The 12,216-nt window shown below is 47.5% G+C and carries 10 protein-coding genes; 2 read left to right on the forward strand and 8 right to left on the reverse strand.

The window, feature by feature from the left end; genetic code table 11:
- Positions 1-6 precede the first annotated feature (6 nt).
- From ACFQPF_RS15535 to ACFQPF_RS15565, 7 genes are all read right to left on the reverse strand, one after another.
- Positions 7-1,419 (reverse strand): lipopolysaccharide biosynthesis protein, encoded by a 1,413-nt coding sequence (locus tag ACFQPF_RS15535; RefSeq protein ID WP_379750619.1) that lies wholly within the window; start codon positions 1,417-1,419, stop codon positions 7-9.
- A 1-nt stretch (position 1,420) separates the two neighbouring features.
- The gene (locus ACFQPF_RS15540) at positions 1,421-2,152 is read right to left on the reverse strand and encodes an N-acetyltransferase (protein ID WP_379750620.1); all 732 of its coding nucleotides are present in this window, start codon (positions 2,150-2,152) and stop codon (positions 1,421-1,423) included.
- Positions 2,153-2,185: 33 nt separating this feature from the next.
- Positions 2,186-3,502: a nucleotide sugar dehydrogenase gene (locus ACFQPF_RS15545; protein ID WP_379750621.1), complete on the reverse strand. Its 1,317-nt coding sequence runs from the start codon at positions 3,500-3,502 to the stop codon at positions 2,186-2,188.
- A 349-nt stretch (positions 3,503-3,851) separates the two neighbouring features.
- Complete coding sequence (locus ACFQPF_RS15550) at positions 3,852-4,862, reverse strand: Gfo/Idh/MocA family protein (protein ID WP_379750623.1); 1,011 nt, start codon at positions 4,860-4,862, stop codon at positions 3,852-3,854.
- On the reverse strand, positions 4,855-5,583 hold the full coding sequence (locus tag ACFQPF_RS15555) for a Wzz/FepE/Etk N-terminal domain-containing protein (RefSeq protein WP_379750624.1): 729 nt from the start codon (positions 5,581-5,583) through the stop codon (positions 4,855-4,857). Before ACFQPF_RS15555 ends, ACFQPF_RS15550 begins: the two co-directional genes overlap by 8 nt.
- 81 nt (positions 5,584-5,664) lie before the next feature.
- Positions 5,665-6,774, reverse strand: a complete 1,110-nt coding sequence (locus ACFQPF_RS15560; protein WP_379750625.1) for a DegT/DnrJ/EryC1/StrS family aminotransferase — start codon at positions 6,772-6,774, stop codon at positions 5,665-5,667.
- Between the two features lie 142 nt (positions 6,775-6,916).
- A complete protein-coding gene (locus ACFQPF_RS15565) occupies positions 6,917-7,975 on the reverse strand; it encodes a glycosyltransferase family 4 protein (protein ID WP_379750626.1) in 1,059 nt (352 codons plus the stop codon).
- 344 nt (positions 7,976-8,319) lie between these two features.
- Between ACFQPF_RS15565 and secA2 the strand changes: the two genes are divergently transcribed.
- Positions 8,320-10,674, forward strand: coding sequence for an accessory Sec system translocase SecA2 (gene secA2, locus ACFQPF_RS15570; protein ID WP_379750627.1), 2,355 nt, complete (start codon positions 8,320-8,322; stop codon positions 10,672-10,674).
- Entirely contained in the window at positions 10,661-11,491 is an 831-nt protein-coding gene (locus tag ACFQPF_RS15575; protein ID WP_379750628.1) for an accessory Sec system S-layer assembly protein, read from the forward strand. The genes secA2 and ACFQPF_RS15575 overlap by 14 nt, the downstream gene beginning before the upstream one ends.
- Positions 11,492-11,746: 255 nt before the next feature.
- Here ACFQPF_RS15575 and ACFQPF_RS15580 read toward each other — a convergent pair whose 3' ends face one another.
- On the reverse strand, positions 11,747-12,202 hold the full coding sequence (locus ACFQPF_RS15580; protein ID WP_379750629.1) for a hypothetical protein: 456 nt from the start codon (positions 12,200-12,202) through the stop codon (positions 11,747-11,749).
- Positions 12,203-12,216 lie beyond the last annotated feature (14 nt).

Genomic DNA, 12,216 nt, shown 5'->3' on the forward strand with positions numbered 1-12,216 from the left:
CACCTCTTAGCTTTTAATTTCTTTTAACACTCGTGAAGCTCCGAATACAGCGGCAAAGAACAGCCACGGAAATACGAGATAATATCCCGGCAGTCCGGCGTTATGAATCCAGACAAGCACGCCCATCGCTGCCATCCCTGCGAGAAAGAGTGTGATCATCTTGCCGACAGGAACCGGTACATAATAGGTTTTCTGGCTTCTGATAAAAATCATGACCGTCGCAAACAGATACGAGATCGTCACCGCGAGTGCCGCTCCCCACTGTGACAGCAGCGGAATCAGTGTAACGTTCAGCACGAAGCTGAGCGCCGCTGCGGCTCCGAAATAAACCGAAATGATTTTCGTCTCTTTCTTGATGAAAAGCCCTACTGAAATGATTAAGTAATAAAAGTTCAAAAACGTTCCGGCACTGAGCAGCGCGATATATTGGCTCGCACTGTGAAACTCCGGATTGCTGATCATAAACTTGAAGATATACGGAATAAAGGTCGCAATCCCTAATAATCCTATAATGCCCCCAAGCAGGATGATTAAATAAAACTTGGAAAAAATCTTTTTCGCGTCCGGGCGATCCTTGATGCTCATCGTATACGGACGCCACGCCATCTGAACACTAGACGTTAACAGCGTGATGACGGTGGCGAACTTCACCGCCACACCGTATAGCCCCGCACTGCCTACCCCTTCAAAATATGTGAGGATAAAGCGATTGGACGTCGCGATGATCCAAAACGCGAGCGATGCCGGCACGAGCGGCGCCGCATACTTCAGAATCGCCTTCATCTGTTCCTTATCCACCTTAATGCGAATCAGCTTAAATAGATCTGGCAGCAGAAGCAGCACGATGAATCCAGCGGCGATGTTTCGCCCGAAATAGATCACATCGACCTCTTCACTCCACATTCTGAGGAAAAGATAAGCAAGCAGTGCTGCCGCTCCAAGACGGATTACCGTATAGATGACGACCTTCTTCGCTTTAAACTCATACCGGTAATATGTCAGCACGAGGGTGATGACCGATTCGAGCACAAGCGTGACCATGGCGGCCAAAATGACGATGCCATGTCCACTCTCTTTCGTGATAAGTAGTGACATCCACTCTCCGCCTACCGCTGCGACCAACAGGCACAGCATGGCGACGGCCAGACGGAACTGCAAGACCGTCTGGACGAAGCTCATCTTCAGTTCTCTGTTCTTCGTATCAAAGTAATAAAAAGCAAGAGCAGAGTCTGTCCCAAAAATAACGAGGAACGTCAGCATAGACGTAAACGAATCGATATTTTCCAGAACACCCATCTGCTCTTTGCCCAAGTACGCCGTAAAGATCGGCAGCATTAAGAATGCAATTAACTTTGTCCCCACATTCATTAACGCATAAAGGAGGGAATCCCCTCCTAAACGTTTGAGCTGAGCCAGCAACTTATAACAACTCCCGCTCTTCTACATGCTTGCTGAATTTAGCCGGTACACCTTTGATGACCGTCTTTTCTTCTGTATCCTTCGTCACAAGTGCACCGGCTGCCACGAACGTCTCCTCTGCGATCGTGATGCCAGGCAGGACGATGGAAGCTCCGCCAACGCGTGCTCCGCGTTTGACAATCGCCCCTTTAATCTTGTCGAAGCGCTCTTCTGTACGTCCCATAAAGTTGTCGTTCGTCGTTGTCACGCAAGGAGCGATGAACACGTGCTCTTCAAGCGTCGTGTAAGCCGTGATATAGGAGTTGGATTGAATCTTCGTGCGCGTGCCAATCGAAACATGGTTCTCGACCGTTACACCGCGTCCGACGATAACATAATCACCGATCGTCACGTTTTCACGCACACTCGCAAGATCCGCAATCAGCGTGTTGCTGCCGATGTCTGCTCCGCGGTAAATAACCGCGTTCGCCCCAACCGTCACATCTTCGCCCAACACAAGAGCCGGAATGTTATCAGCCAGCTTGACCGTACTCGTTTTCGCCGGCTTTGGCGGCTTGCCAAGAACAGCACCATCAGAAATGGTCGTGTTGTCGCCGATCACCGTATCCTCGTGAATCGTCACGCGGTTTCCGATGACTACGTTTCTTCCGATTTGTGCGCCTTTTTCGATCACGCTGAAATGCCCTACTTTTACCGATTCATCTAAATGTACGCTAGAATCTACAAAGTTCATCCTCTTCATCTCCCCTTTAAACGCTCTCTTAAATTAAAGCTTCACATAGCGAGCAGGCTTGTTAGCAACGTCCTTCATCGCATTGCGCGTGTCAAACAGAACAGAGCTGTTTTGCGCGATCATTTCGTAATCAAATGCTGTGTGATCTGTCGTCAATAGCACAAGATCAGCGCCTTGAAGAAGCTCAGGCTTCAGCTCGTAAGTTTCAACCGTTTCGCCTTTCAAGCGGAACGTCGGTACGTGCGGATCAACAACCGTCACGTTTGCTCCTGCTTCCTTCAGCTGCGTAAGGATTGGAAGAACTGGAGATTCACGCATATCATCGATGTCTTTCTTGTAGGCTACACCAAGAACGACAACGTTGGAGTTGCGAAGTGCTTTTCCGTCTTCGTTCAGAAGGCGCATCGCACGATCTACCACGTACTCAGGCATCGCGTTGTTGATTTCACCCGCAAGCTCGATCAAACGCGTGTGGTAGTTATATTCTCTTGCTTTATATGTTAAATAGAACGGGTCGATTGGGATACAGTGTCCGCCAAGACCTGGTCCTGGATAGAACGCCATGAATCCATAAGGCTTTGTTTTCGCCGCATCAATTACTTCCCACACATCAATGCCCATACGCTGGCAAAGGATCGCCATTTCGTTTGCAAGAGCGATGTTAATGTGACGGAACGTGTTTTCGAAAATCTTCTCCATCTCTGCAACCGCTGGTGAAGACACTTCATGCACATCGCCTTCAAGCACAGAACGGTAAAGAGCCGCAGCGACTTTAATACAGTTCTCTGTAACGCCGCCGACTACCTTAGGTGTGTTCTTCGTGTTAAAGTGCTTGTTACCTGGATCCACACGCTCTGGAGAATACGCGATAAACACATTCTCACCCGTTATCAAACCAGCATTTTCAAGAGCAGGCTTCACGATCTCTTCTGTCGTTCCTGGGTATGTTGTGGACTCTAGAACGACAAGCATTCCTTCGTGTGCGTGCTTCGCGATTTCGTTCGCAGAGCTTTCCACATACGATGTATCCGGCTGCATGTACGTATCAAGCGGAGTCGGTACACAGATCGCCACAGCATCCACTTCGCTGATCTTCGCATAATCCGTCGTCGCTTCCAGACGTCCTGCTTTGATCATTTCGTTCAGATCCTCATCCACCACGTCGCCGATGTAGTTGATCCCGTTATTCACCTGATCCACACGCGCCTGCTGCACATCAAAACCAATAACCTTATAACCCGCCTTCGCCTTCTCAACAGCAAGCGGAAGACCCACATAACCAAGACCAACAACACCAATAACGGCCTCTTTATTCTCAATTTTCTTAAGCAATTGTTCTGCTTGACTCATATTCACGACATCTCCTTATAATTAGCCAATCCATAAAAATGGCCCTACTCTAAGATTGTTGCTACAGAAAGGTTTAACTCAGGACTAAACTTACTTCTAGTCTTTCAATAACTTACAAAATAACGGGGAATGATTTAATCTTTATCATCCTAGAATTCTTCATCGAATAAAGTTGATCGCAGTGAAAGGTGCCGACTCCTGCGGGATGAGTGAGAAGGTGAGACCTTCCAATGGCGCGTGCGACGGAAGGGCTCACCGCTCACCCCGCGGAAAGCGTGCACCTGTAACGGAGATCAACTTCTTCGGAGAACCCACACTCCCACAAATTCTATAATCATTAACTTATTTATTAAAGCTTGATTTCCTTACCCGTCTCAGCCGACTCCAAAATCGCAAGAATAAGCTTCACTGGTGCTAGCCCGTCTTTCCCAGACACAATCGGCTCACGGTCCTCTTGAACGGCTTTGACCATATCCTCGATGATCCACTGATGCCCTGGCTTGCCAAGCGGATTTCCTTTAATCGACTCATTAAATGAATCCTTCTCGCCCTCAACGCCATTCTCAATGTCCCACGTTTCAATAAACAGCGCGTTGCTTCCGCCAATTTTCACAGAAGCCTTTTCACCGAATATAGAAAGAGACTCTTCGAGGTTCTTCGGATAGATGGTCGTGGCTGCTTCAATCACACCAAGTGCACCGCTTTTAAATCGGACAACAGCCGCTGCGACGTCCTCTGCTTCGATTTTACGAAGACGAGTCGTTGCCATCGCCTGAACCGATTCCACTTCTCCCATGAACCATAATAGAAGGTCCAGGTTATGGATTGCCTGGTTCATCAGCACGCCGCCGTCGAACTCCTTCGTTCCTCTCCAAGGAGCTTGATCATAATACTCTTGTCCTCTGTTCCAGCGAACCGTCGCATTCGCGTGGCTCAATGTACCGAATACGCCTTCGTCCATTTTTTCACGAAGCTTCATGATCGCCGGACGGAAACGGTTCGGGTGAACGACCGCGAGCTTCACGTTGTTTTCCTTCGCGATCTGGATCATCTCTTCTGAATCCTCAAGCTTCAATGACATCGGCTTTTCCACTACGATGTGGCGGCCGTGTTCAGCTACGATCTTCGTCAATCGAGCATGAAGTCCGGACGGAACACAAATGTTCACAACCTGAATGTCTTTATTCGTCTTCAGCATTTCATCTAAATCTGTGTATGTTTCGTAAGTACCAGCATAAGGCTCCAGACGCTCCGCTGCCGCATCACAGACAGCAACGAGCTCTGCACCTTCTGCCTCATTAATTGCTTCGATATGTTTCTTAGCTATGTGTCCCATTCCAACGATGGCGAATTTAATCATGTTGTCTGTACCTCCGAGCTTCATCAATGTATTTCCAGAATACGAGCAGGACGAGTGAGAGGAAAATCCCTGCAACAAGGCCTAATGCTACGTATGCCTTTGTATTTCGGCTGCTCTCTTCGACTGCCGTATCAAGCTTTTGCGGCGCCTCGAACAAAGCGATATCTTTTTCCATGTTCACGATGCCTTCTTCAATGTTGGTTGAAGCCAGCTGCAGCTCGCTCATACGTGCCTGCTCTTCATCAGAAAGTGTCCCTTTAGACATTTGGCTTTCATATGCTGACATCAGTTCGTCTAAGCTTTCCAGATGCTTCTCTTTTGCTGACTTACCTTCTTCCGTAATACGGATAAGCTCACCATGTTCAGACTGAAGCAGCTTGAAGTGCTTTGATGAGATCTCCTCACTAACCTTCTGAACCTTTTCCTTGTCAGAACCTGTTACCGTGAAGACGAGCTGGCCTCGTTCGAACACTTCAACCGAGTAGCCCAACCCCTTGGCTTCATCCTTATACATGTCCTTTACGACAGCCGGATCGGTTTCTGAGCCTTTGAAATCTCCCGTGAATATGATCGTCCTGCCCTGGTAGCTGACAGGCTGAAGCATCGAATAAAGAAATGCTAAGCCGAGAGTCAGGAGGGGAACAGCAAGGAAGACCCACTTCTTGTTCCAAAAGAAACGCAAATAATCATATAGTACATACCGTTTTTCTTCGTGTGCCACAGAACAACCTCCAATATTATCGCTACAGCAGTAAATGAAACAATTCGCCCTCATTTGTCACGAGGGCGAATATACATTTCCTTATTTATAAAATGCCGCAATTTGGGAAACTACATACTCCTGCTGCTCCAGTTTTAATTCTGGGAACATTGGAAGTGATACAGCTTCTTTCGCAGCCTTCTCTGCTTCAGGGAAGTCGCCTTCTTTATAGCCAAGCTCCTTGAACACTGGCTGAACATGAAGCGGAAGCGGGTAATACACCATCGTGTCCACTCCTTGTTCCTTTAAGAAAGCCTGCAGCTCATCACGCTTTTCCACACGCAGTGTGTACTGGTGGAACACGTGGCGGCGGTTCTCAAGAGCAACCGGTGTAACAACCTTATCACCTAGCTGTTCGTTAAGAAGCTGCGTGTAGTTTTCTGCGTTCTTCTGACGCATTTCGCTCCACTTGTCCAAGTGAGGGAATTTCACGTTCAGTACAGCAGCCTGCAATTCATCAAGACGGCTGTTGTAGCCTAAAACGTGGTGATAGTATTTCGGCTTGCTTCCGTGTACGCGAATCACGGACATTTTTTCTGCCATCTCGTCAGAATTTGTCACGATCATACCGCCGTCACCGTAAGCACCGAGGTTCTTTGTTGGGAAGAAGCTGTATGTCGCTGCATCTCCAAGCTCACCGACACTCTTGCCTTTATACGTAGAGCCGATCGCCTGAGCTGCGTCTTCCACGATATAAAGGTTATGCTTTTTCGCGATTTCCACGATTGGATCCATGTCTGCCATTTGGCCATAAAGGTGAACAGGGATGATCGCTTTCGTCTTGTCTGTAATCGCCGCTTCGATCTTAGAAGGGTCGATGTTGAACGTCACAGGGTCGATGTCAACGAACACAGGCGTTGCACCAGCGCGCGCGATCGCACCTGCTGTTGCGAAGAACGTGAAAGGCGTTGTGATAACCTCATGTCCTGCTTCTACTCCTGCTGCCTGAAGCGCGATATGGATCGCGTCGCTTCCGTTCCCTACACCTACTGCATATTTCGTGTTGCTGTATTCCGCTACATCTTTTTCTAATTTTTTAACGTTATCGCCAAGGATGAAACGGGATGAACCCATTACTTCATCAAGGACCGTCATCATTTCTTCTCGTAGTGTTTGATATTGCTCTGAAAGATCTAACATTGGTACGCGCATTTTTAGGACTCCTTGTTCTTATATTTTTTACCTTTGCCAAAAGAATGCAATTCATTTTACCACAAATTTCGCAAAGCTTCTTCTTTTTACATCCTTACTAAAAGCCGTTCGCATAAAGCAAACGGCTTTTGATGGTCATACCTTATTGTTTCCCGGTTACTTTCCGATAAATCGACATAAACGGCTGATATTTGTGATGAACAAGACCAATCATTTCCGCGATCAGCTCGATCAAGACGAGCAGCACGATAATGATGAACACCGAACCGATCATGGTCGAGTGCGATAGAATGACCGCACTTACCGCAAAGATCAAGCCTAATCCGTAAATCGCAAGCACCGTACGTCTGTGCGAGAAGCCAAGTGCCAGCAGCTTATGGTGAAGATGATGCTTATCTGGAGCCGAAATTGGCTTCTTGTTAACAATACGGCGGATGATCGCGAATGTTGTATCAAAGATTGGAACACCCAAGATGATAATCGGCACGATAAAGCTGAACAGTGTCACCGATTTATAAAGCCCGAGCAGCGAAAGAATGGAAATCGCGTACCCTAGAAAAAGAGCACCTGTATCTCCCATAAAAATCTTTGCCGGGTTGAAGTTGTAGAAAAGGAAACCTAATATGCTTCCGATCATGATGACGGCAAGTGTCGAAATGAGCATCATTCCGGCCATGCCAGCCAGGAATGCAATTGTCGAGATGACGATAAGAGAAATACCTGCTGCGAGACCGTCAAGGCCGTCAATCAGGTTAATCGCGTTTGTAATACCGACAATCCATAGAATCGTGATCGGGTACGTCCATAATCCAAGATCGTACACACCGACAAAAGGAACCGTTAACAAGTCAATCTTCAAGCCCGTTGCGACGACGATCCCTGCTGCAATAAGCTGCCCGAGCAGCTTCGTCTTGGCAGAAAGCTCATACATATCGTCAAGGATACCGGTAGCGAGAATAACGAGGCCGGCTATCGTGATTCCTGTAACTTCCTCTGTATAGACGCCTCCGGCAAAGTAACCGGCGACAACTCCGAAAAAGATGGCGAGACCACCAAGGCGGGGCATCACTTTTTGGTGAACCTTGCGCTGATTCGGCTTATCGGTCGCACCAATTTTTATAGCAAATTTTATAACGAGCGGCGTAATAATCAGGACTGTTATGAATGATGCAATAAATGCTGAAATAATATTTAAATTCATAAAGATCCCCTTCAGAAATAGTATCTATTTAGGCACGAACATATCGTAACACAAATAGGAAGTAAATCAATCCTTTTTTAGCCCTGCGCAACCGACTTTACACTTTCTTAATAGTCCGTACATTTTCCTGAAATAGCGTATCCTAACCGCTACTATTACCTTCCCTCGTTTTTCCATTCTCTAACCTTCTAACATGCTCTCTAATTGTTTCCAGTAAAAAAAGCAGGGAAATCCATCGTTTTATGTAGACAAAAATGGAAATGTGTAAACTTATAGGAATTTTACTCCAATTTTCTCAAAATATGATACAATTTGTCTAGAATAATGAAGGGGAGAAAATCAGCATGTTAGGGACATTAAAGAAAGTGTTTCAGGGCCAGGATGTTAAACGGCTCTCTAAAATCGCCAACCAAATCAATGAAATAGAAAAAACCATAGAGACGTTATCTGACGAACAGCTGCAAGATAAGACGACAGAATTCCGCGAAAGGTTACAAGCGGGTGAAACATTAGACCATATCAAGCCGGAAGCGTTCGCTGTCATCCGTGAAGCGGCGCGCCGTATTCTCGGCCAGCGCCATTATGATGTGCAGCTCATCGGCGGACTCGCGCTGCACGAAGGCATGATCGCCGAAATGCATACAGGAGAAGGAAAAACACTTGTGGCTTCCCTGCCGAGTTATTTAAATGCGCTTACAGGAAAAGGTGTGCATGTTATCACCGTTAACGAATACCTGGCACGCCGCGACTACGAAATCATGGGCCAGATCCATCGTTTCCTCGGCCTGACGGTTGGCTTGAACCATTCGAAGCTCGGCGTACCTGAAAAGCAAGAAGCGTATTCTGCAGACATTACATACGGAACAGGCAACGAGTTCGGTTTCGATTACCTGCGTGATCATATGGTCACAGACCAGTCTGCCAAGGTACAGCGTGAGCTTCATTATGCAATCATTGATGAAGCCGACAGCATCCTGATCGATGAGGCCCGTACACCGCTTATCATCGCGAGCCATTCCGATCTGTCCGCTGAATTGTTCGCTTTAACATCAAAAGTCGTCAAACCATTCGTCAAGGATATCGATTTTAAGTCCGAGCTTGATACGATGCAGATCTTCTTAACAGAAGAAGGCGCAGCGAAAATCGAAAATCTTTTTGACGTTCAAAACCTATATAGCCAAGAGCACCAGCTTTTATACCATTTTGTGATGACGTCGCTCCGTGCTCAGTTTTTAATGAAAAAAGACGTGGATTATATCATCCGCAACGGCGAGGCGATGCTCGTCGATTCGTTCACCGGCCGCGTGATGGAGGGCCGCAGCTACACAGACGGTCTACAGCAGGCGATCGAGGCGAAGGAAGGCCTCGAGATTCGTGACGAAAACGAAACACAAGCGTCCATCACGATCCAAAACTATTTCCGGCTGTATGATAAGGTATCCGGCATGTCAGGTACGGTCATGACAGAAAAGGATGAGTTCTTCCAAACGTACGGACTGCATGTGGCCGAGATTCCAACGAACAAGCCGAAGCAGCGTGTCGACATGGAGGACTTGCTATACGCAACCGCTGAAAGCAAGTATGCCAAAGTGATTCATGACGTGAAGCACTATCATGAGCTCGGCCGTCCGGTGCTCATCGGAACAACGTCCATTCAGCAGTCTGAATACATTTCTTCCTTATTACAGGATGCCGGACTCACGCATCATCTGTTAAACGCGAAGACGGAAGAACAAGAAGCGGCGATCATCTCTCTTGCCGGTCAAAAAGGACAGATCATGATCGCCACCAACATGGCGGGCCGCGGAACAGACATCCTTCTTGGTGAAGGGGTCCGCGAAATCGGCGGGCTTCATATTATCGGAACAGAAAAGCACGAAAGCCGACGCATCGATAACCAGCTGCGCGGACGTGCCGGCCGTCAAGGTGATCCTGGCTCTTCTCAATTCATCCTTTCGCTCGAGGATGAATTGTTCAAGAAAATCGAGCCCGAGCAGCTCGAGAAATTATTGAAGAAATTAAAAACGAATTCTCTAGGCCTTGTATCGAACCCAGAACCGGTTAAGTTTGTAAACGATGTGCAAAGGCTGATCGAAACCAGCTTGTTCTCGATGCGCGCCAATGTGCTGAAGCTGGACGACACGGCTGATCAGCAGCGACGAGCGGTATATTCTCAGCGCAACGACATTTTAATGACAGATGACAGCCTGCAATTATATAAGGACCGATTGAAGCAAAGTTTAAACAACCTGCTGCAAAACGAAGAATGGACGGCACAAGAATGGCACGCAGCTGCATTGCAGCTCCTCCCTTCCAGCATCCTGCCTGAGTTCAGCGCTCAAATGGACGAAATCGAAATCAAGGATTTGATCGAACAAAGCTATCACAAGTACACGAAACAGCTCGACGAGTTGACGCTGAGTGAAGAAGAGGCGCAATCCTTAAAGACAGCCGTATTGCGCAAGCTGGATGTTCACTGGCTTTCTCACTTAAAAGACATGGAGCAGCTGAAGGACGGCATCCACCTGCGCGGCTATTCACAGGAAGATCCTTACCGCATTTATGAGCGTGAAGGGTACGAGATGTTCCTTAACATGCTCGATACGGCGAACGCTGAGGCGTGTGCCGATATTTTAATACGAATGAACAGCATGACCATTGATTCAGAAAACGGAGGCCATTCAGATGACAGCCATTGATCAGACAGAAGAGGTATATACAGTACTTAGCTACCATCCAGAGTGGGACGTGCCGCTTCAAGAAAAATACGTCTACCAATTTCAGCATAAACAGCTGCCGCCACTGAAGCCGAACCAAATTTCGATTCACGGAACCGACGTGATTCAGGACGATGAAGCCGTCCTGATCAACGCCTTTATCCGCAACACACTGGAAAAAGCGATTCAATTTGAAGAGGTCACGCTGTTGCTGTTGAACGAAGAAGGCGCGGTGCTGGCACGCAAAACGTTCGAGTTGCTAAGCATGGGCGAGATTCCTGCCGTTTCGAGCCGTCCTTGGAAGTTCCTTTTCATGAAGGAGGATTTAACAGAAGGCGCTGTGATTCCCGAAACAGGCTGGAAGCTGGCCTTTGAATTGAAGCAGCGTGCACAGGCTCCTTCACAGCACGCGTTGAAGCTGGATCAGAGCTGGGAAAGCCGTTTGAATGAAGCGCAAAAAGGACAGCTTGAAAACCTAGTGAAGAACCTGCCGGCATTGACGCCTGGCGAGGTGAACCTGATGGGTCTGGAAGCTAAGTTTCAGGGTGAAGACGGAAGCTTAATCGTGACGCTGCTCATTCGCAACGGCGGCGAACGCAGCATCGAGTTGCAGCAAATTCCATTGATCGTGGAGGATGCAGCAGGCGACGTCGCAGCAAGCGGCGCGTTCCAGCTGGATTCACTTGTCGTAGAAGCGAACACAAGCAAGCCATGGACGTTCATCTTCCCAAGCTCGCTCGTTCAAAAGAGCGACGCCGATTTATCAAGATGGAGAGTTACCGCTCCGTCTGCAAAATAAGGATGATGATGATACCCCGCTCTGCACCATGATTATGGTGTGGTGGCGGGGTGTTTTCATGTCCAGCTTCATCTGGGTTCGAAGAGGTGATTGATTTTCGTTACAGGCGCACGCTTATCCAGAGGGGCGTGTAACGGAAATCAACTTTTCTGGGAAGGAAACATGGGTGATCAGATAAACCCCTTTTTAGCGTTTAACTCTTAATTATGCACATGAATTGAGCCGTTCATTTTTTGATTTTGTTTAAGATAAAAGTCACCATTGAAACAATTGTTGTTTTTCTTCTTTTAATAGTCCGGTAAAGAATTTTTTATGGACGTTTAGCTTTTTCTCTTTTTTAGGGAAGACTTTTTCCTGCCATGTGACGGCCATGGGGGTGTGTTCGGGTTGGGCGTTGACTTTTTCTAGGAACCACTCATATTCCGCTAGTTGATCATCTGTTAGCAGGCTGAGGTTTTTGTTTCGGCTTCTGTAGTCGAGTTCGGCTAACACCATAGCGGTAATCGGTTTCTTCAATTGTTTTACGATTCCAATTTCAGATGGCATCCGCTTTTCTGTTAGTGCGACAAAGTAATGTATGTAGTGCGGCAATCGAAATCGTCCTTTTTTTGTATCTTTGCTTGTCGCGATGTACAGCCAGTCTCCTTTGTCAGCATAGTCGTTGAAATCAGCGTCACCCATCGCCAGCAGCATTTTGCTGTATTGCTTCATTCTGCACCTCGTTT

It is taken from the genome of Fictibacillus iocasae (assembly GCF_042665465.1).
GTDB classification, from domain to species: Bacteria; Bacillota; Bacilli; order Bacillales; family Fictibacillaceae; genus Fictibacillus; species Fictibacillus iocasae.

Excerpts from the sequence above, each read along its gene's own strand:
- ACFQPF_RS15575 (WP_379750628.1), top strand. The coding sequence starts at position 10,661 with ATGACAGCCATTGATCAGACAGAAGAGGTATATACAGTACTTAGCTAC.
- ACFQPF_RS15565 (WP_379750626.1), bottom strand. The coding sequence starts at position 7,975 with ATGAATTTAAATATTATTTCAGCATTTATTGCATCATTCATAACAGTC.
- ACFQPF_RS15540 (WP_379750620.1), bottom strand. The coding sequence starts at position 2,152 with ATGAACTTTGTAGATTCTAGCGTACATTTAGATGAATCGGTAAAAGTA.
- secA2 (WP_379750627.1), top strand. The coding sequence starts at position 8,320 with ATGTTAGGGACATTAAAGAAAGTGTTTCAGGGCCAGGATGTTAAACGG.
- ACFQPF_RS15550 (WP_379750623.1), bottom strand. The coding sequence starts at position 4,862 with ATGATTAAATTCGCCATCGTTGGAATGGGACACATAGCTAAGAAACAT.
- ACFQPF_RS15580 (WP_379750629.1), bottom strand. The coding sequence starts at position 12,202 with ATGAAGCAATACAGCAAAATGCTGCTGGCGATGGGTGACGCTGATTTC.
- ACFQPF_RS15545 (WP_379750621.1), bottom strand. The coding sequence starts at position 3,502 with ATGAGTCAAGCAGAACAATTGCTTAAGAAAATTGAGAATAAAGAGGCC.
- ACFQPF_RS15560 (WP_379750625.1), bottom strand. The coding sequence starts at position 6,774 with ATGCGCGTACCAATGTTAGATCTTTCAGAGCAATATCAAACACTACGA.